This is a genomic window from Collinsella aerofaciens, assembly GCF_028207065.1.
Lineage (GTDB): Bacteria > Actinomycetota > Coriobacteriia > Coriobacteriales > Coriobacteriaceae > Collinsella > Collinsella aerofaciens_AR.
Genome location: NZ_JAQLFP010000004.1, coordinates 1 through 20,436, shown reverse-complemented (window position 1 = coordinate 20,436; position 20,436 = coordinate 1). Strand labels below are relative to the sequence as shown.

The window sequence follows — 20,436 nt, the reverse complement described above, 5'->3', positions numbered from 1 at the left end:
GGGCACCGCGACGACCTTCCACGTAACCCAGGCCGACGGCTCGTCCCAGGCCAAGGCGCGCATGGACGTGCCCACCTATTGGGACGGCGGCGGCCAGGAAAGCGTCTGCGACCCGTCGCGCCCGGCATGGGGCAGCTACAACAGCCTGGGCACCGCGGGCCACGACTTTACCTTTGAATTCACGGCATCGGGCACGTACCGCATCTACTTCTACTTTATGGACAACGACAGAAACGACCCCTAAAACGACAAGGGGATCTACTACCCGCGCACCACGGCGGAGGTAACCGTAAACGATGCCGCCCGCCCGAGCGTCGCGCAGATCGTCAACAGCGCCGTGGGCCTGTGCAGGCAAGAGACAAACGGCTCGGAATACGACATGGCGCTGTGGCTCCACGACTGGACGCTCGACCAGCTGGAGTACGACCACAACCTCAACTGGTGCTCGGCCGAAAGCGGCCTCACGCGCCACCAGGGCACCTGCGAGAGCTACCAGCACATCTACTCCAAGCTCCTTGACGCCGCGGGCATCGCCCGGCACTAACACCCATCAGCCAACACCCCATGAAAACAAATCAATCCGAGCACAACGTCTGATCCCAGATCGTCAGCAAGCCACACTCGAACTCATTTAGAAACAGAGGCCTGAGGCGCCGTACGAACCTTGCTCCTCGGATAATATCAACGAAGTAACACCGAGTGCACGCGCAGATACCGTTTAAAAATATCACCGCCTCAAAGGGTGTAGCGCATTCTCATCAACAACCCTAAGTCCAAACGCTTCAACTGCCTTCTGCCCGAACACCATGCAAACAATCTTCCCGAGACCAACCCTTAGCAACATTACCGCCTCTGCAACAAACGGCGCATTCATTTCCTCATAGTTCATCTTGCGAAAAATCAGGTAAATCAGCAGGTATGCAACGGCGATTATTTGAATCACGAGAGCAGCATTAATGCTATAGGCGTACGGCAAGTTACCCAAGCAGAAATGCAATAGGTTGCCCAAGGCCAAACCATTGAAGCCGCACTCAAAGAAAATACCGTATGCCGGGTCGAAGCAAATCCCAAAGAACATGTATATCAAGTCAAAGATAAAAAGGCAGACAGAGACCTTTACCATTAGGTCCATAGTTTTATCAGGCCATATGAACGCAATGGCATAGCAAATCGAAGTCATCGCGATATTTATAGCAGCATGCTGAGTTGGCGCCAAATAAAGAGAAATCAAATCGAGCAGAACAATCGACGCCACAAAAGTCCAATTCCATGGACTAAAGAATGACATTCGTGAACGCAGAGGATACTCGTCCTTGACATGCGTTCCTAAAATAACTCCGAGATACGCGATGTGAGGCTTTGTGAATTGAACCGATTTACCCTCGTGCTGTCTGACCGTGTTAGATCTAACCGTATCAGACGCCTCTAAACTCCAAGTAATGTAAACAAAAGTGCAGCCAAATAGCATGCAAGATAATGCTAGAGAGGCCGCAAGAGGAAGATAACCCTGAGCAATAAAGGGAATGTAACTAACGTTAAATAAACGGAAAACTCGACAGTTCGCAGCAAGCCAATAGCATCGGGATCAAAAGCCAGAAGCCCAGATAGAAAACGCAGCGGATATCCCAAGGTCACTAAGACCATCGTAGGCAAGCTCATTTTTCGAAGAGCTCTGACTCGCGCCGAGTCGAATGCAATTCCCTCTATAACCTCGCTCGCCTTCGCTGGAATGTTGTCCCCAAAGCATGCCGTGAGAAATTCGTTCCAGCTGATTTCCCCCTTGTCGCGAGCAACCTCATATAAACTTGCCACCAAAAACACCAATGCATAAAACACGATCAATATAAGGGCCAGATATGGGTCTCCAGTTCCATCCGAGTTGGAGGCAATGGTGCAGCAGACAAGACCCGCAACCAGCGCTTTGGCAAAGACGACCAGGCAGCCGATGCGAATAGTTCTAGTTTTGCTATTACCAAGAAGCGGGAGCCTGTTTCTCCCCTCACTTCTTGGGTTACTCCCATCTTGGTCAATTCCCCTAATGTCATTGATTAGATAACGCGCTTGATAGCCACAAAGGTCGACGACCAGCCAAAGAAGGAAAATTCGAAAAACCCATTCTCCCACCGAATATCCTGGTTCAAACAGGGCGGTTCCCAAGGCGGCACCACCTAAATAAAAGAATGTTTTCATCGCGTCGCGCGGACGCGTGTAGACCAATCTTGCAAATTTACCCCTAAATTGCGCGAAATACTTTTTTGGTTGCTGCGCAAGCGGAACTGTACCATCTCCCTCTCCAACACCCTTGCTCGCACCCCTGTCATGTAACCGACGGATTGATGTATAGAGCTCCCTGCTATAGTCCGTACCGACAAAAAAGCCGTACAGCAAATACGACAATGCAGAGAAAACCACGATAGGGAGAAACAGGAATACCCACTTATTATTGACAGTCAGAAGGAGCATTCCCGAAAGCAGCAGGCAGCCGATAACAAGAAAAACCAATGCGCAAGCAAAATGAACGTAGTGCCTACGAGCGCCCTGATTGGTAAGATGGCGCACATTCGATGTGATAAGCCGCGATGACAGCACATTCCAGCCAGGAGGAAAGTCTCCCAGCCCGCTATGTGTGAGTAAAGTAATATTGCGCTCAATCTCTTCCATATAGTGATAGCGAAACATGCGCTCGATACCGATGCTCGAGCAATAAAAACCCGCCACCAAAATGATGCAAGCTGCGATAAAGGCGATCCCTTCGTTTTTGAAAGGGATATCATTTTGACCACTTGAACCAAAACCGCTGGCAACGGAATACAGTATCGCAAGCGCAGCGATGCAGGCAACTAGTGCTTGGACAATATGATCAAGCGAGACGCGCTGATCTTCTCTGGCTTGCTCAAGCTCGAAATACAATCTCTGGAGCTTTTCATCCCGGTTAGTATCGGGGATATCATTCTGAAGCATTGCGATCCCAATATTTGTCAGGTCAATAAAATGAACCAGGATAGTTAATTAACGTCATGCTCCAGACACTGAACGCTTACTTTGATAGTACTACCATCCCTCTCTTGGTTGCCCTAGACAGTGCCTATTTTCGGCAAGCGTTAATACTTGACCATTTTCGTCAACCTTGCAAATCTATACCGCCGATGCGACTCACAACAGTTAACGGTACTCAGACAGACGAGTAATTACTTAGAGCCAATAACTACTCCTATACTCATCGCTGTAATCCCACGAATGACTAATAAGAACGTGATAATCAAGAAGACTCATACAGCGCTCCCTTCCATGACGTTTGGAGTCTCATTAATTCGCCATTAAGCGAATTAATGAGACTCCAATCACTCTTTAACAACTTGAAAAACAGACTGTTAACGTCATGCTCCAGGCGGTGAACGCCTGAAGTAATAGTACTCCCCCAACACTTTAGAAGAAGGCCCCTGGCTAGCTTTTTCGTCAAACGGTATTCGACAATCGAACTGTCCAAGTGCCGCATAGCATTTGCTCGCTTGAACACTGCCGAATTTCGCGAATCGCCATCGCCTGGACAACCAAAATCAGAAGCGTTCCAAGCTCAGCATCACATGGGATTCAACCGACAAAAAGACACCAGCGTCTCTGCAAACACCGGTGCCCGGCGCAATAAAATGATGCTAATTCAGGCCAAGGCTCAATTATCGAAAACGAACAGTCCGTCTTCGCGAAGGAATTTCTGACTCTTTCGAGCGATCCCGATGCGAATCATGGAAAGGAAACAGGCTTCGAGTGATAACCCAAAGGATTCCAATAATTTCGACAAGGCTCGTCCCAAGAACACCAAATATAACCTCAGAAGGAACCGTAATTTTCCTAACCAGGTTAACCACGATATAGGCAGCGATCAAGGCGTCGCAAACAAAAATTTGGAATCCAACAAAGCGCAACGACCAGGTCGCCACGGTCTTGCGGATATTATTTGGCTCTGTTAGACCACATTTGACACGATCGGCTGTTCGTCGAACCGGGAAATAATCGGGCTATCCCCGCCCATCGCGGTCCCCGCCCTCCCCGTCAGCCTTCCCCGAAGATCCCAGCCTGACGTCGAAGGGCAGGCCGCCCTCGCGGATCACCGCCCTGAGGAATATGTTCATGGCGCCCGACATGGAGAGCCCAAGCTCGTCGAGCACGGCCACGGCCTCCCTTTTGACCTCGGGATCGATTCTTATCGTGGTGGCCGGGACGTTCGATGCCATTGCCGCTCCTTCCGCGGTCGCTGCTCCGTGGCCACCATTTTAATTCGCTAGGCCGCCCGCCCGTCCCAGTAGTCCATGAGGGGAGGCTCGAGGCCGAACATGCCGCGGACGCGGGTCGGGCAGGAGCCGTTGGCGAGCTGGCGGGCGACCGTGGACTCCGCCGCGCGCGAGCCCGCCGCCATGAAGGTGCGGCACCAGCGGAACCAGTCGAGGTAGGCCCCCAGGTGCTTGGTGGACACTCCCCTGAAGCGGGCCATGAACGAGTCGAGGAGCGAATGGACGGCGTTGATGCGGTTGATGGTGCCCTCCGAACGGTCCTTGGAATCATAGGACTCATGCGAGGCGACCTTCAGGCCGCGCAGCACGTCGATGTATGCGGCCGCCTTGTCCGTGGCGACGACCGCGCCCGCGCCGATGCGGTCGCGGAGGGCCTCCGCCGCACGCTTGCGCGAGACAACGCCGCGGCCCGAGACCTCGAAGAAGGTGGCGTCCGTGTCGCTGACGCCCGTCATGACGCAGATCTGCTCGCGGGAGAGGCCGCGCCTGCGGACCTGCTTGCCGCGGTGGCGAGCCTTTCTCGGCAGGGTGAAGGAGCCCTTTGAATGGTTGCCCTTGAAGGACTCGGGGAAGTACGTCTCGTCGAGCTCGCAGGCCTGCCCCCGCCCCACATGGAACGCGGGCGAGTATTCCCTCAGGCACTCGATGAGCCTGTGGCGCATGGTCCAGGCGGTCTTGAGGCAGACGCCGCAGCGGCCGGCGCACTCGCGGAGAGGGAGCATGAGGGCGAAGCACTCGGCATAGGCCATCCAGGTCTCGCGGGGCAGCTTGCTCGTGCCGAGGATCCGGTCGGTGGAACCGGAGAACGTCCTGCCGCAGTCGCGGCAGAGGTAGCGCTGCTCACCGTTCCCGGACTTGCCCTTCTTGACGATAGCGACCGAGCCGCAGCGGGGGCAGCGCTCCACCTCATAGCCGTCTCCCGCCGCATCGTCGAACATGGCGGCGCGGACGACGTCCCCGACCAGCTCGACGGCTTTACGGCGCTCGGTCCTGCTGAGCTTCGCCAGGCTCTTCTTGAGGGTGATGACCAGGTCGTCTGCATCCATGGCCGCTCCTTCGACGTTAATTGAAGGGTACCGCCTCGCGCCGCTGGCGGTACAGGTACGCTTTCCTTCGATAAAGAGCCAAACTCATCGTAAAAAACAGGCGACATTTTCAAGCCGCAATAAGTTCGAGACTGTAGTTAATCGGTATATGTGCATCAGCTCTCATTATTTATGCTCTAACAAAGACAGGTCTACGATTTGCCCCCGACATGACTCTTAAAGCAAAAAATCGATTCTGAGGGAAAGATAAAAATGCGATCAGACAATGCAGGCATCTCGTCATCGCTCGCACCTCCCCGAGTTAATAATTTTTCCTTAAGCTCCTTAGAAAAGCGCCGAAAAGAAGCAGGGCTCCTCCTAGCAAGCAAAGCAGAAGTAGATGCTATAAGAATAAATCTTTTAGCATCTTTCTTAAGCAAGCCAACCGCCTCTTCCCACCAACGGGTATCCGTTTCTCCTAAAGAAAGCCCAAATATAATAAGAATCTGAGCACCGGAGATAAGCCCGGAAGCTCGCCGATCATCAACAGAACCAAATAACTTCTGGATCTCCCCCTTAACGAAGGTGGCGGTAATGTCCTCATTTGAAGACAATAGTTCTGACTTGATCTGAGACGCATCGTTGACGCCACAAACAGCCTCGCGTTCAAGAGATCCATGAGCGTGAGCAAAATTGGACACTTGAATTGCAGATACAGCCCCACTACCCTCTGGAGCGGCATGCTGTCCAGTTCCAAACTCTTTAAACAATAGAGGCAGCAATGAGGTGTAGTTAAATGAGACTAACGAAACATCGGTTGAATAATTAATAGGATACGCCTCTCTGATTCGTTGCCTCTCGAGAGGCTGAAGCGCTGCATACCAATATCCAATAGATTCTAAAACAGAATCCGAGTTAGCTTTAATAAACTCTTCAGTGACCTTTGCGTCTTCAGCCGCAATAAAGTCAACCAACTCGATGTCAATAGCTTCTTTACAATCAAGGGCGGCTTCTATTGCATCTTCATCAAGATCTTCAAGAAAAATCGTATACTCCCCTAGTTTTTTCTCAAAATCTGCCCAATTATGAGGTCCTTCATATGAAATCTGCCTAGCCAGGTCACCCACCGGACCATTGTCCAAGGCATGGTTGCTAGAGAAATAATCCATAAACCTAGTGGTACTCGTCTTCAAGCCCGAAGACAAATCAAATCCACTTCCAACCATAATCGTAATAGACAGCGTGCTCATGGCGCCAACTTCCCTGATAGCCCGACATTAATACCCTAACAATTGTATGGATCCAAGAGCCTTGTTAGCGCCGGAATAATTTAGCCAAATATAGTCGGCCGAGATTGACCAATCCCGGCCGACCCATTTTAGCCAACACGCCCGCATCTATGACTTTCCTATCGCTTTCCTACATCCCCTCGGGCTGGATCCCCCTCACCTTCACCGCCTGGGGGACCGCCTCCACCGAGTAGGTGTCTAGCCCCCTGCCGCGGTAGCTCGGGCCCCGCATCACGAACACCGACGCCTTGTCGAACAGCCTGTCCAGGGCGCAGAGCAGCGTCTCGTCCCCCGTGAAGAACTCGTCCCACCCGCTCGGGGCGATATTGCTCGTGAGGACCATCGCGTTCGGCCCCTCCTTCTCGTAGCGCCTGTCGACGACGTCGAAGAACAGGTCGGTGCACGGCCTGTCGTAGACGCATCTGCCCACCTCGTCCACGATGAGGCACGACGGCTTGACGAGCGAGGGGACGACCCGCGAGGTGTTTCCCCGCTGGACGGCCTTCTGGAACCTGTCCCTGAGCTCGGTCGCCTTGATGTAGTAGGTCTTGAGCCCCCGCATGCAGCACTCGCGCCCGTAGGCCTGCGCGAGGTGCGTCTTCCCGATGCCCCCGGGCCCGACGAAGGCTGAGTCCCGTCCTCCTGCAGAACTCCGCGAGGTTGCATGCCTGCGGGTCGAACCCGTCGCCCTCCTCCGCGGCCATCTCCCGGAGCGCCGCGTCTATAATCTCCTGTAGGTCATCGTGTCTCTCGTTCACCTCAATGGTCCTCCTAACGCCGGCGTGTTGGCACCACCAGCGTAGTGGCGGCGGAGAGGCGCGATGGCCATTATTCGGTGACCGGAACTGGTCAAAATCGTCTGACTATTAGTGGCTAAAATCGCCCGGCGCTAACACGAGCGCGAGAACGGTGCGCGACGGGTTCGCCGAGACGCTTGCCTACACGGAATTCCCGCCGGAGCACGGGCGCCGGATCAGGACGAACAACGGGATCGAGCGCATCAACCGCGAGATCAGGAGGAGGACGAGGGTCGTCGGAACCTTCCCGGACGGCAACTCGGCCCTCATGCTGGTGACGGCGAGGCTGAAGTACATAGTGGAGCACGAATGGGGCAAGAGGAGGTACCTGGACATGTCGATGCTGGAGGAGATGGACGAGGTGAGCAAGAAGGCGGAGGGCTAGAACAAGCCGGGGCCGAGGCCGCTGCGATCAATTTGCGAAAGAATCTTAACGGTACCTTGTTGCAAGCAGTCCGCCCCTCGGCGCTGCCGCATGCTGACCTTGCTCATATCGACATAAATCGCGTTGTGCAAACCTCGAACATCTGCGCAGATACTGGGAAAGCTTACGCCGCCCAAGTTAAAACTCGCGAAATATCACGAGGCAGCAACAATCCCCAAATATATACACGAAGGGTACGCAAGTAAAACCGCGCACCCCTAGTAACAACTATTCAAACTTCAGTCAAGAATATAAGCAACTAGATAATCTGCATATTAAGCGCCGGATTCCAAGTTCGCTTTTTACACCATTCGATTACGTCCTCGGTGCGATCTCCAAAGAATGGCCCATTGGCATATTGATAAAACACTGATCCAGGACCGTCTATATTCATCTCAACAATTACCGGTTCACCATCACTGCGAATAGCGACATCAAATGCAACTAAACCAAAATGATGCATTTGTTTATGAAGCTCCCTGCAGCAATTAACGGCTTTGTCAAAACCGGGCACCCTTTCTTCCCCCTGAATTCCAAGCTCGCTAAGAGGGATGCGATCACCATCCTGATTGCAGAAAAAGCCCCTCAGGCAACCGTCACCACTCAAGCCAGCGACCCTAGCAATTTCAACGCCTTCAACATGAGCCATATCTGTAACGCTGCCCGCTACTCCAAAGCGAATTGTAGCATTTGCAAGAAAAGCATCTCCGTTAAGACAAACCGTATTCATTCTGATGATGTTTACTGAAGAAGGGTTAAAAGACGACAGCAAATCCGCCTGTTCAATAAGCTCCTGAACGACAAAGTTGCCGCCACAGTCAGCAAGCCTCGTCTTAAGATCTTCCGGACTATTGATATCTGTTAATTCAAGCCTGAAAGCCCCGATACCCTGATAAGAGCCCAATGACGGTTTCACGAAGGCTGCTGTCATATCTCTGACAGCCTGGTAAGCGTTCTCCCACGATATAAAAGAAAGATCCTTATCAACTAGCCTTCCCCCGACACGGGCAAACCGCAGAGCCGGAAACGGAAACTCTGGAAATCTCTTGGCGTAATATGATTTGTCTTCCCATGCCTCTGAAAGGGCAAGATCAGATAGTCTCGGAAGCAGATCCAGATAAAACACGTCGCCGGGCATATAACGTGGATCAAACTCACCGTTTACCGCCTTGTAGTGCTCATGCCACTCATAGTTAGGTTTAGACCAGACCCCCCCCCCAGACTGCTTCAACTTCTTTTCTTTCCGCAGAGGTAAGAGCGATCCGTTTATTTGGAGCCGCCCAATGAGCCCGACGTCTCGATCTCAACAATTCGATTGCAATGGATTTAATTGACATAAAAAATTCCTTTCTATAAAACTATAAGCGCTTCTTCGTCTTTATTAGGGGGTCCAAAAGACCAAAAGCCCTTTCACGAAAGACGCATAAGCAAACGAGCGCAGCAGCAACAACGCCAACTCGCAGCCACAGAAATCCAAATAGCAGCTGTGTAATTACGATGAGACAGACACACCCGAACGTAAACGTCATAAGGCTCGCCAAAGATAAAGGGTAGTCGCCACTCATATGAACTACCATGGCGCGACGACAAAGATAGAGGTGCCCGAGCACAAGCAACGTATAGCATGCCAAGGTTACATAGCTAGCGGCTATGTAACCAAAAATTGGAACAAGCCAAGAGCTAACAACATAATTAAAGATAGCGATGAGTATGGAGACGATAGGAATAGGAACCGTTTCCTCAAAGTAATACTCAACTGTAATAAGAATGCTATATAGCATGATTAAAACCGTACTCGCGGCAATCGGCGCAATAGCATAGACGCCGCCTTGGTATTCTTCTGGAGCAAAGAGCCGCATGACTTCGGGCGAAAATAAAGTGATTAGCCAACAAGAGCCTCCGACCAATGCAATAAGAAGCGCGCCGACACTTGTTGATCTAAAGCCTTTAGTGCCCATGCCTTGATAAAACCAAGGACGATAGGCTTGTTCGAGGGCAGAATAAATAAACATCGTCACGGAGCCCACGGAGAAAGCGACGGAATAAATAGCAGCCTGCGACTCACCTACGGTTCCGGAGATAATCACCCTGTTGAGCTGCTGCAGTGCAAGGGTGGCAAACATCGAAGGAATGAGCGGGAGATTAAATCTAAGTGCGTAAATCCAATATTCCTTGTTAAAGAGCTTGCAACTTTTACGCAAAATCGAGAAAAGAGGAATTGCATAAACCAGGCTCATAACAACAACTTGACACACAAGTGCTGCAGCAGCCTTATCGTCAGCAAGAAGAATGACAGGAACGGAGACGACGGGAACAGCAAGGGTCAAAACAAGAGTTAGAGCCACAACGCCTTTGTAACGAAACTCATATCGCAGACGTTCAGCCCAAAACTCATAGCTCGGGCTAATAAGACAGCGAACGAAAATAAGGAATACAAGGGGTGCAGATAGACCGAGGGCTTCGGTCCAAAAACTCGGGAACAAAAGAAAGGACGCTGTAAAAATGAGAGTTGAGACCCCTGAAAGTCCCAACATGGCAGAGGAAAAACCGTCTCTATCTTCTTTGTACTTGAGCATGCCATTGTTGAAAACATAGTTAGCGAGTCCAAGAGAGGTGAACACAAACAGCATTGTGTACCACGACTGGAACACAGTGTATGTGCCGTACGCTGTCGAATCCATAATGCGCGTGTAAAGAGGCACCACAACAACGCCAATGGCCTTCTGAAGGATACCACAAACTGCATACCAAACTGAAGCCTTTGCCGCAAGGGAAAGGTCTTTGTATTTACTTTTCAATGTCCCCAAACTAAGACTCATTCGTTACCCTTCGCAGCAACTATCGTTTATTAGTATTTATCCGGTCTTTCATTCCGTGGTACAGGTTGGCCCCAAATGCATGGAACCTTTCCCAATTACGCTTGAATTTGTTGTCGCATACAGAAGCAAGATCATCTGAAAGCACCCAACGGGCAGTCACGGGGAGAGTAATGCCTCGGTCCCTAACAGCTGCAGCAATGTCGTAATAGAACTCTGGGTAAACCAGTCTGAACACATGTTCCATTCTCCACATGAGAATAGCAAACTGTAGGGATGTATAGGTAAAGCCAAATTCTCTCGGATTGCCGCCTGATGCCAGGATCTCCATAATCGTCCTAGCACATTTCTCGCAGCGACAGCAGTTTTTACCTGATTGTACGTGATAACAGACTCGAAGACTCACCTGTGCTGCAATGCCCTTAGCATACTGCACGATTGTATCGACCTTATCCTGCCTGGTCAGTTCGTAGCCATCATGAAATGCTCGACAATCCGCTACGGCAAAATAGTTATCAATGGTAGGGTCAGATGCACATACATAAGGCTTATCCATCTCCGTATTAGAGCTTGCTATGTAAATTCGGGGCGCTTTGCAAGCATATGCAAGAGGAGCAGCGAGTCCAATAATTCCGATACCGTGCTGCAAGCTGTACCACCAGTGATAGTCGCATGCAGTCATTGTCGGAGACGCATCAAGGATTCTATAGTTGATCAGATTTCTAAAATTGCTCCTGACATAGGAGTAACTCAAACCGTAGTCTCTGGAAACAGAAGCGGAATGCTCGTCAACCTTCTTCCAGCCCGACGGGTTCTCACAGTCGACATCGGCACCCCAAACAGTGACAAGATGGGGCTTCTCGGCTGAATGGCGCGCAAGCGTACACCATGCGTCAACGCCACCGGAGAACAAGGAGAGTGGTGACCCAATTTCCCCATCACAATGATTGTCAACCACACGATTGACAGCAAGAGAGCCTTTAAGGATTAGGTCGCAGGCCATGTTGTCGTAACCGCGCTTAATATGTGGCACTGCTTCATAGAACGTCTTGTCGATCGAGTCGACACGAAGCTCACAGTCAAATACCCAGGCGAAAGGCAGTAGGTTTGCAACAGCGGGTATTACGGCAATAGACTCAGGGACCTCGCCCGCATCGGGACATTCAAACCAAAACTCATCAGTCCGAAAGAACGGTTTAAGTTTTTCGGGCACTGAGAACGGTATGGAATATCGATAGCCATCCAAGACTGGCCCGCCAATAGAAATGATATTAAAACTAGTATCGCTGTTCACAGATGCAGTCATCAATGCGCCCCTCCTTGCTATTAACGAAACTGACCTAAGAAGCGCTCAATTTCGTCAATGGGTATCCGAATATCCGTTGTGCTCTCTCCGCAAATCCAATCCTCCAGCTTATCAATCTCATCACGCTCTAGAACTGGGATGTTAAAGTCTTTGTGCATCTCGCGAGCACGGTTATCGATTGCGATTATTAATGAACGTCTGCCGTGTTGGAGCGCTCGGATACCACCATGGAGCCTAGTGCCAACGTAATCCGTGTCTTCTTGATCGAGGGCTGCGTCAAAGGCATCGAGGGTCGAGGGTATAACCTCACACTTAGCGTAAGAGGGTAAGCTGGTTACATAGCCGCGATCCCCGTTGCCCTGCAGCCACAAAGAAACCTTCTCGTATTTACTCAGCAACGTAGAGAGCATCTGCTCATCGTGCTCAGGGTCCTGGTTGTAATCCGTCAACGTGGCAACAACGTTTCCAGCCTTCGTCTTGGGAAGTCTCGCGCAATAATCAGGCGTAAAGCCCCACATGGTCGCGCATCCCGTGTTTAGGACATTGGTAATGCCCATCTCCTCAAGCTTCTTCTTCGCATATTCATCCCTTACCGAGTGTAAATAATGGTCGCTCAGCAACCTACGGTAAAGCAACTTAGAGTAAGGATCGATGCGCTTCTCATACGTATGCCAGCCGCATCCAACAAGCACAGCATCATTGACCTGAAACGTATCAAATAGCGAAACGTCCCACTGTCTAAAGCCAAAGAGCATTCCCGACTTAAGCAAATTGGAGCCAAGCACGAAAGTCAGCTTAGAGTCATTGAGATATCTCTTGTAGCGAAATGACATTTTTTGATGAGACGAGACGTGAAGAACAAACTCATCTTTGAACAGCGGTTGAAGCCATTTACACGCACTATCGGAGATAATTTCATCTCCGATATTTTGACTTGCGAGGGCAGGGTCAAACAAAACAACTTGGTCTTTATGACTGCGTCCAAAAATATTATTCATTGATAAGCTCTCTTTCGAAATCAAGTAAGTGTTTAGCACGCTTGCCTAACGCGCTCTTTATTCACGATTGAAGCAATCACAAGTGCGTAAAATGGCCCGTAGAAGTTAAAGAAGGAAGCGTCTGCTGTACTGAGGATAAGTAGATATAGCGGAATCATTCCGTACGCAGCGAAGCGAACGTTTCCCCGTTTTGCATCATGAGAAATAGATTTGAACAATTCGACGAGAAGGACCACCAAAGCAATCATTCCCAAAAAGCCAAACTGCGCAATAACGGCAGGCCAAAATGAATCCGATACAAAGCAAGGGTTGGTAGGCCAAAGCCCCCACACAGTATTAAGACCATATTCAAAATACAACGGTGAGTAATAAACGCCTGACATATACGTCGCAAAGGTGGCGAAACCAGAACCCAGAGGAAAAAGCCTAAGTGCAATATTCAGCCCATCCTGCATAAGAAGAGCGCGTGCGCTAGCTGCATCGAAGAAGTACATCTGGATTTGATCCATCGCCAAAAGGGCGGCACCGAAGCCCAAAAACAGAAAAATTAACTTAGATGGTTTTCTATCGTCACGCTTCGCCATTCCGTAAAACAGAAAGAATATTACAACGAAAGCAAAGGCAATGGCCTTGGCTCTTTGCGATGCCAGCAGCAGAATGCAAGCAGTTAGGATCCAAAACCGATTTGGCCTCGAGTCCACAAACATAAGCGCAATGAAACCGACGCAGTAGGCAACCAAATTTGTCGGATGGCTAAACACAAACTGATAGCAAGGAATCCCGAACATCACTCTGCCCGATCCCATTTGCACGATTCCGGCAGTATGAAATACGAGACCGATAAGAGCCGCAGCAAGAAATACCTTTCCAATAAATTGGAATGCCCTTAAGCAGCCCTCCCTGCCGCTCAAGACGATTCTCGCCGACAAATACGAAACGAAAATCTTCACACAGGTAAACAGATCGACTGCAATTGCAAGAAAACTGTTCTGATATCCATGCGCAACATTACCGATCAAACCAAGAACGCAAATCAAAGTAAGGCAAACAACCGCATGCCTCTCGTGAACACCAGTCAAGTTCTTTTTACCTGAAAGCAATGCCCAAGTAGCCAAAAGAATCGCCGCGAATTCATCGGCATAAGAGAAGATGCCACCAAACGCATAGTCAAAAATGGGAGCGAGCAACAAGCCCAAAAAAAGAAACACAACAGCAATATCGGAGAGTAAGGGCGACTTATCACAGGAGTTTGCCATCATACCTCCCCAAGAACATCATCGTAAATGCCTTTCAACTTTTCGCTGTAAGGACCAAAGGAATGTCGATAGGCGCGCTCCTTACTGACAGCGCCCATAGCGGCAAGCCTTTCTGGTGCACTCAAGACATCCACAATCGAATTAGCGATCCCGGCTGCGTCACCAGGAATACATAAGAATCCGTTCTGTTTATTAGTAACAAGCTGCGGTAGACCTCCGACTTCGGTCGCCACAATCGGAAGCCCCAAACCCATTGCTTCGAGAACACACATTGGCATACCTTCTCCATAAGAAGGTAAAAGGAAGAGAGAGGCACGCTTTAGCATTTGAATCTTTTTGAAATTATCAACCCAACCGACAAGCTCAACCTGCCGTTCAATCCCGCGTCTGCGGACTTCGCGCGCGAGCTCATCCTTCATACTCCCATCACCACAGATAAGAAAATGCGAGTCGGGAACCCTCTCGAGAACAGACTCGCAGATGTCGGGGAGCAAATCACAGCCCTTGATCCGCTCGAGCCTACTCATAAATACAATCGTTTTAGCATTCCAGTCAGGCCAGAAACTCTCTTCGTAGACAGGAGTGAAATTCTCGAGAACGACCACACGCTCCGCAGGAACAACACTCGTAAGACAGTCTCGCCATTCATCAGACAAGACAACAATCCTGTTGCAAAGGCCATAAACACTTGCGATAGCTTTTTTCTTACTTTGCGAAGCACTGAAGTAAAACTCTTTCCAATCGTCTGCATGAATTAAATTGACGATAGGAACACCCTTTCTGGATGCAAGCTTTATAAAGGGGATAGACCTATTGAAGCTGGCACCGAAAGCCGAGTGGATGTGAAGCAAATCATAGTTATCCTTATTAAGGGAATTGAGACATTTGCAGTAAGCCTTTCCCGCTACAGCAATTTTTCCAGCAGTCCCAAGGTCGGCATGAGTGACGATATGTTCAAACACATAGCCCTCGGGACGCACGGACTCAACGTACCCCTTCACAACGGTTCCCACGCCGCCCTTAGAAGCTGGGCTTGTGCCCAGCATGCATACTCTTCTGACGCCCATTCCTATAGCTTTCTCCACACCATCTTGTTCACGATTCCTGTGTAGCTCTGGATAAGCTTGACCACTTTGGCCGCCACATTGCGATCGGCGTAGGCAGGCACCTCCACGCCGTCATCGCCGTTGGCATGCATTGCAACGGCAAGATCAACGGCCTGCAGCACCTGCTTTGAAGTGATGGAGCCCACGCAGAACACGCCGGCGTCCATGGCCTCGGGACGCTCGGTCGAAGTGCGTACGGAGACCGCAGGAAACTTGAAGTACGAGGCCTCCTCGGGAAGGGTCCCCGAGTCCGAGACAACGCACAGGGAGTTCCTCTGCAGCTGGTTGTAATCGAAGAAACCTAGTGGCTTGTGCTGAATGACACGGCTGTCGAACTTGAAGCCACGACGCTCGATCATCTTGGCACTGCGCGGATGGCAGCTATAGAGAACGGGAACGTCGTACTTCTCTGCCATCGCGTTCACGGCGCCCATAAGGCTGAAGAAGTTCTCCTCGATGTCGATGTTCTCCTCACGGTGTGCGGAAAGCAGAATATATCTCCCGGGCTCAAGGCCCAGGTCGTTCAGAACGGTCGACGCTTCGATATTCGGCAGCACCCGATCCAGCACCTCGGCCATGGGGCTGCCCACGACATAGGTGTTCTCGGGTTTGACGCCGGTATCCAGAATGTAGCGGCGCGCGTGCTCGGAGTAGCACAGGTTCACATCGCTCGTTACGTCAACGATGCGGCGGATGACCTCCTCGGGCAGGTTCTCGTCCTTGCAGCGGTTTCCAGCTTCCATGTGGAACACGGGGATCTTCAGACGTTTGGCGGAAATCACACACAGGCAGGAGTTCGTGTCGCCCAACACCAGCACGGCATCAGGGCGTTCCGTAGCAAACAGCTCGTAGCTCTTAGAGATGACGTTGCCCATCGTCTGACCGAGGTCCTCACCGACCACGCCCAGGTAGTTATCCGGCTCGCGGATACCCAGGTCGTCGAAGAACACCTTGTTCAGTTCGTAGTCGTAGTTCTGACCCGTATGAACGATTGAGAGGTCGAAGTACTCGTCGGCCTTACGCACGACCTCGGACAGCTTGATGATTTCAGGGCGTGTGCCCATGACGACCATAAGATTCAGCTTGCTCATATCTATATCACCTCGTAGTGGGGGTAGAGTTCCCTGTGCTCCCTTATCCATCCTGCCATCTCGCGGGCCTGCTCCGGATAGGACTTCGGACGGTAGCCCGGCTCGAAGTTTGTTCGCACGAGTGTCTTGTCCAGCTGCAATTCCGCGTCGGGCATTATCTCGATGGCGCCGCCGCGCAGCTCACGGTTAAACAGCTGCAGCAGATCGTACTTGTTGATTGAGCCCTCGGGCACCATGTTCACGAGCCCATGGACGTTCTCGCCCGCCTCATACTCCATCGCCTTGGCGAGCTCGAGCGTGGTAAGGCCCGTCCAGATGGCACCCGTGAAGCCCTTAACCGGACCGGGCTGCCCCATGAACCAGTTGAGCAGCCCGATGCCGCCGGGGTTCATATCGGGCCCCACGATCGAGTTGCGGAACGTCAGGTTCTTGCCGTCGAAAAGCTCGCCGGCCGCCTTGGTCCGGTCGTAGGCGCTCTCGCCGTCCGGTTCGCTCTTCTCTGTATAGGGCCCGGTGTTCCCCGCGAACACGCAGTCGGTGCTCATGTGGAACACGCGAGTCCGCCTGTTTTCGGTCATGCCGGCCAGGACATGCGGAAGCTCGCCATTTATCCAGCCGGCGTCGGGATTGGTTTCGGCGGCCTTGTTCAGCACTCCAATGCAGTTCACGACAACATCGAAGTCACCCTCATCGATTGAGTCCTGCAAAAGTTTCCCGTCCCGAATGTCACCTAGGACCTGGCTGTCGAGAAATGGCACGCCGCGGCGGCTGAAGCCGACCACCGTATGTCCGCGCTCCTTTAGGTAAAGCGAGATAAGGTGACCGGCCATCCCCGTGGCGCCCAGAACCAGGAAGCGCACGCCTACTGCACCGCCTCTGCCTCACGGCCCTCAAGTGCCAGCTGCACGTACTCGGCGGTCTTGATCTTGTCGATCGTGCCCACCACGTCCAGGCGCCTCGTGTTATGGGACGTATAGGGCTCGTCGGCCTGGGTGTGCACCTCGCCCTCCACGAAGAACTTGTCGTAGTTCAGGTCGCGCGTGTCGGCGTGCACGCGGAAGTACTCGCCCATGTCCTCGGCGCGCAGGCGCTCCTCGCGGGTCATGAGCGTCTCGTAGAGCTTCTCGCCGTGGCGGGTGCCGATCACCTGGGTGCCCACGCGGCCGAAGACCTCCTGAACGGCCTCGGCGAGGTCGCCGATCGTGGAGGCGGGGGCCTTCTGGATGAACAGGTCGCCGGGGTTGGCGTGCTCGAAGGCGAACTGCACCAGGTCGACGGCCTCGTCCAGGTTCATCAGGAAGCGGGTCATGTTGGGGTCGGTGACCGTCAGCGGCTCGCCCTTGCGGATGCGGTCGATGAACAGCGGGATAACGCTGCCGCGCGAGCACATGACGTTGCCGTAGCGGGTGCAGCAGATGGTGGTGCGTCCGGCGCCGTTACGGGCGTTGGCGTAGATGATGGACTCCATCATGGCCTTGGACTTGCCCATGGCGTTGATGGGGTAGGCCGCCTTGTCGGTCGACAGGCACACGACCTTTTCGACACCCTCCGCGATGGCGGCGTGCAGCACGTTGTCGGTGCCGATGACGTTGGTCTTCACGGCCTCCATGGGGAAGAACTCGCAGGAGGGCACCTGCTTCAAGGCGGCGGCGTGGAAGATGTAGTCCACGCCGTGCATGGCATCGCGGACAGACTGGGCGTCGCGGACGTCGCCGATGAAGAAGCGCACCTTGGAGGCGAGATCGGGGGACTTCTCCTGCAGGCGGTGGCGCATGTCGTCCTGCTTCTTCTCGTCGCGGGAGAAGATGCGGATCTCTGCCAGGTCGGTGTTCATGAAGTGCTTGAGCACGGTGTTACCGAACGAGCCCGTGCCGCCCGTGATCATGAGTGTTTTGCCGGTGAAGTAACTTTTGTTTTGCATGCGAATTAACTATCCCTTCCAGCCGATGTCGCGATTAGCAGCGACTCGATCTCGTCCATATATCTGTCCTTGGTGAAGTTGGCCCGAAAATAAGCCCTTCCCGATTCGCCGCGGCCTTCGTAGGCCGCGCGGTTGTCGATGAAATCCTCAAGGAGGGAGGCGAGTCCCGCGGAATCGCCGGCAGGAACAGACCTGCCGCAACCCGAATCTCGGATGACCTCCGCAGCCGAACCGTCAATAGCGGCAAGAATGGGCTTGCCAGCGGCCATGTAGCCCTGCAGCCTGCTGGGCAGCGTCGAGCTGATCCAGGGTGCTCCCGGAACCCGGAGCGTTAGGAGGCAGCAATCCGCCATACGGTAGAAGCTAGGCATTTCCTCGAAAGGATGACGGCCATGGAAAATCACCTTTTCGCTGAGCCCGTTGGTGGCCACATAACGCTCACAGGCCTCAATTACGGAGCCAGTACCCACGACATGTAGCTCAAAATCGTCCCTAGACTTGATTCGGTTGACGGCATCGAGCACGCATGGCATATCCTGCAGCCGCCCTATGTTGCCCATAACCATGAACCGAGCCTTTGGCGCGGGCGTGGGGCGCAGATCCATATCGAGATAGCTGTCGTCGGCGTATTGCGGGACGTATTTCAGGCGCGCGCGCTCGAAACCATGTACCTTCTCGAAGCAATCAACATACGCACTCGAGTTCGTCGCCACGAAGTCGGCCTCGCGGTAAATGGCGGTGCTAACAAACTTAACGAGAGGCAACACGAACGAAAGCGCCCTTGGAAGCATTGCCATAACGGCATCGGGCCAGATGTCTGCACAATACAGAAACGCAGGGCAGCAAGATTTTCTCTTGGCGTCTTTCATGGGCGCCGCCATAAGAACTGGCGTTATCTGGTATGCAAAAACGACATCGAAGTCGCCCGGGAGCTCCTTAGCCTTCTTCTTAGCTTTCAGCATGTAGCTAAAATAGTTTCGCGCCAAGCCAACAATACCGTTCTTGCGCGGCATCTCTTCTACGCGCACAATATGAACGCCGTTGCGCTCCTGTATGCGGTTTTTTCCATCAAGGTAATCATCGGGAATAACGCCCGTGGGATAGTTGGGAACACCAACGAGCGCAGTCACATCGTGACCGCGCCTAGCAAGCTCCTCGCACACCTCGGTAATCTGAAATTGCTCGGGCCAGTAGTGTTGGCAAATAACCAGGATCTTAAGCGGGCGAGAGTTGCACAAAGGACGAGAACCATGCATGCTTAGCACGCCCCGCTTCCGGTCAGGACCTCTATAACGGTGAGAACAACAATCTTCATATCGGTCAAAACGCCCCTCCTGGCGATGTACTCCAGGTCGCGGCGGACCATGCCGTCGAAGTCAGTGTCGTTGCGGTCCGTCACCTGCCACCAGCCGGTGATCCCGGGCTTCACGGCCAGGCGCTGCAGGTCGAATTCTGTGTACTCGGCCACCTCATTCGGCAGCGGCGGGCGCGGGCCCACGACGGACATCTGCCCCAGGAACACGTTGAGGAACTGCGGGAACTCGTCGATGGAGTGCTTGCGGATGAACTTCCCGATCTTGGTGACACGCGGGTCATTCTTCATCTTGAACATGGCACCGGCGATCTCGTTCTGCCCCTTGAGCTCGGCGAGGCGCTCGTCGGCGTCCCTGTACATGGAGCGGAACTTCCACATGCGGAAGGTGCTCAGGCTGCCGTCGGGGCGGGTCTGGCCAACGCGGATCTGGCTGTAGAAGGGGCTGCCCTCGCTCTCCAGGCGGATGGCGGCGGCCAGCACCAGACTCGGTATAGCAATGACGGCCAGCACGCAGCCGCTGAACACGATGTCGAACGCGCGCTTCACGGCCCTATAGGCCAAGCGCGAGCGGTCCCAGTCCATGATGGATTGCATGGCCTTGTAGCGGCCGACGCCCTCGCGCCGGTCCATGGCCTGAGCAATCAGCGCCGCCCCCACGGGCGCATTGCTCTCTGTTACTTCTTTATTAGCAGTCACGATAAAACTTACGTCCCTGTCCCCAGGAACCCCATTACAGTCTGAAGTGGGCCACCGATAAATTTCGATGGCGAGCATTCGGCGCATTGCCTACGATACGGGCAAGC

18 protein-coding genes and 2 pseudogenes are annotated in these 20,436 nt (G+C 52.7%); 3 read left to right on the top strand and 17 right to left on the bottom strand.

Annotation, left to right across the window (positions count from 1 at the left end; all coding sequences use genetic code 11):
- Together PMX72_RS02175 and PMX72_RS02170 are read left to right on the top strand one after the other, a co-directional pair.
- Positions 1-244: hypothetical protein (locus PMX72_RS02175; RefSeq protein ID WP_271746129.1), on the top strand; the 244-nt coding region annotated here is incomplete at its 5' end.
- A 135-nt stretch (positions 245-379) separates the two neighbouring features.
- Positions 380-544 carry a hypothetical protein gene (locus PMX72_RS02170; protein ID WP_271729248.1) on the top strand — a complete coding sequence of 55 codons (165 nt, stop codon included), beginning with the start codon at positions 380-382 and terminating at the stop codon, positions 542-544.
- A 183-nt stretch (positions 545-727) separates the two neighbouring features.
- Here PMX72_RS02170 and PMX72_RS02165 read toward each other — a convergent pair whose 3' ends face one another.
- The 6 genes and pseudogenes from PMX72_RS02165 to PMX72_RS02140 all read right to left on the bottom strand — a co-directional run.
- Positions 728-1,255: a hypothetical protein gene (locus PMX72_RS02165; RefSeq protein WP_271729249.1), complete on the bottom strand. Its 528-nt coding sequence runs from the start codon at positions 1,253-1,255 to the stop codon at positions 728-730.
- A gap of 224 nt (positions 1,256-1,479) precedes the next feature.
- Positions 1,480-2,961: a hypothetical protein gene (locus PMX72_RS02160; protein ID WP_271729251.1), complete on the bottom strand. Its 1,482-nt coding sequence runs from the start codon at positions 2,959-2,961 to the stop codon at positions 1,480-1,482.
- A gap of 1,055 nt (positions 2,962-4,016) precedes the next feature.
- Positions 4,017-4,232, bottom strand: a complete 216-nt coding sequence (locus tag PMX72_RS02155) for a type II toxin-antitoxin system RelB/DinJ family antitoxin (RefSeq protein WP_118268025.1) — start codon at positions 4,230-4,232, stop codon at positions 4,017-4,019.
- Positions 4,233-4,279: 47 nt separating this feature from the next.
- Positions 4,280-5,335, bottom strand: a complete 1,056-nt coding sequence (locus tag PMX72_RS02150) for an IS1595 family transposase (protein ID WP_271729253.1) — start codon at positions 5,333-5,335, stop codon at positions 4,280-4,282.
- A gap of 191 nt (positions 5,336-5,526) precedes the next feature.
- On the bottom strand, positions 5,527-6,564 hold the full coding sequence (locus PMX72_RS02145; RefSeq protein WP_271729254.1) for an AbiH family protein: 1,038 nt from the start codon (positions 6,562-6,564) through the stop codon (positions 5,527-5,529).
- 169 nt (positions 6,565-6,733) lie between these two features.
- A pseudogene (locus PMX72_RS02140) lies at positions 6,734-7,219 on the bottom strand (ATP-binding protein); the annotation flags it as partial.
- 257 nt (positions 7,220-7,476) lie between these two features.
- Here PMX72_RS02140 and PMX72_RS02135 point away from each other — a divergent pair.
- Positions 7,477-7,785 (top strand): annotated as a pseudogene (locus PMX72_RS02135) (transposase); the annotation flags it as partial.
- Positions 7,786-8,083: 298 nt separating this feature from the next.
- Here the strand turns inward: PMX72_RS02135 and PMX72_RS02130 are convergent.
- From PMX72_RS02130 to PMX72_RS02080, 11 genes are all read right to left on the bottom strand, one after another.
- Positions 8,084-9,055: a sugar-transfer associated ATP-grasp domain-containing protein gene (locus PMX72_RS02130; RefSeq protein WP_271746128.1), complete on the bottom strand. Its 972-nt coding sequence runs from the start codon at positions 9,053-9,055 to the stop codon at positions 8,084-8,086.
- 127 nt (positions 9,056-9,182) lie between these two features.
- Positions 9,183-10,643: a lipopolysaccharide biosynthesis protein gene (locus PMX72_RS02125; RefSeq protein ID WP_271729257.1), complete on the bottom strand. Its 1,461-nt coding sequence runs from the start codon at positions 10,641-10,643 to the stop codon at positions 9,183-9,185.
- Positions 10,644-10,662: 19 nt separating this feature from the next.
- A complete protein-coding gene (locus PMX72_RS02120) occupies positions 10,663-11,946 on the bottom strand; it encodes a hypothetical protein (RefSeq protein WP_271729258.1) in 1,284 nt (427 codons plus the stop codon).
- A gap of 20 nt (positions 11,947-11,966) precedes the next feature.
- Entirely contained in the window at positions 11,967-12,944 is a 978-nt protein-coding gene (locus PMX72_RS02115) for a polysaccharide pyruvyl transferase family protein (RefSeq protein WP_271729259.1), read from the bottom strand.
- Between the two features lie 32 nt (positions 12,945-12,976).
- Positions 12,977-14,200: a hypothetical protein gene (locus tag PMX72_RS02110; RefSeq protein ID WP_271746127.1), complete on the bottom strand. Its 1,224-nt coding sequence runs from the start codon at positions 14,198-14,200 to the stop codon at positions 12,977-12,979.
- Positions 14,200-15,246: a glycosyltransferase family 4 protein gene (locus tag PMX72_RS02105; RefSeq protein WP_271746126.1), complete on the bottom strand. Its 1,047-nt coding sequence runs from the start codon at positions 15,244-15,246 to the stop codon at positions 14,200-14,202. Before PMX72_RS02105 ends, PMX72_RS02110 begins: the two co-directional genes overlap by 1 nt.
- 23 nt (positions 15,247-15,269) lie before the next feature.
- Positions 15,270-16,397 (bottom strand): UDP-N-acetyl glucosamine 2-epimerase, encoded by a 1,128-nt coding sequence (locus PMX72_RS02100; RefSeq protein ID WP_271729262.1) that lies wholly within the window; start codon positions 16,395-16,397, stop codon positions 15,270-15,272.
- A 2-nt stretch (positions 16,398-16,399) separates the two neighbouring features.
- Positions 16,400-17,257 (bottom strand): SDR family oxidoreductase, encoded by an 858-nt coding sequence (locus PMX72_RS02095; protein WP_271729263.1) that lies wholly within the window; start codon positions 17,255-17,257, stop codon positions 16,400-16,402.
- 2 nt (positions 17,258-17,259) lie between these two features.
- Positions 17,260-18,318, bottom strand: coding sequence for a polysaccharide biosynthesis protein (locus tag PMX72_RS02090; RefSeq protein ID WP_271729264.1), 1,059 nt, complete (start codon positions 18,316-18,318; stop codon positions 17,260-17,262).
- Positions 18,319-18,323: 5 nt separating this feature from the next.
- On the bottom strand, positions 18,324-19,574 hold the full coding sequence (locus PMX72_RS02085; RefSeq protein WP_271729265.1) for a glycosyltransferase family 4 protein: 1,251 nt from the start codon (positions 19,572-19,574) through the stop codon (positions 18,324-18,326).
- A gap of 2 nt (positions 19,575-19,576) precedes the next feature.
- Positions 19,577-20,329 (bottom strand): sugar transferase, encoded by a 753-nt coding sequence (locus tag PMX72_RS02080; RefSeq protein ID WP_271729266.1) that lies wholly within the window; start codon positions 20,327-20,329, stop codon positions 19,577-19,579.
- Positions 20,330-20,436: the final 107 nt, after the last annotated feature.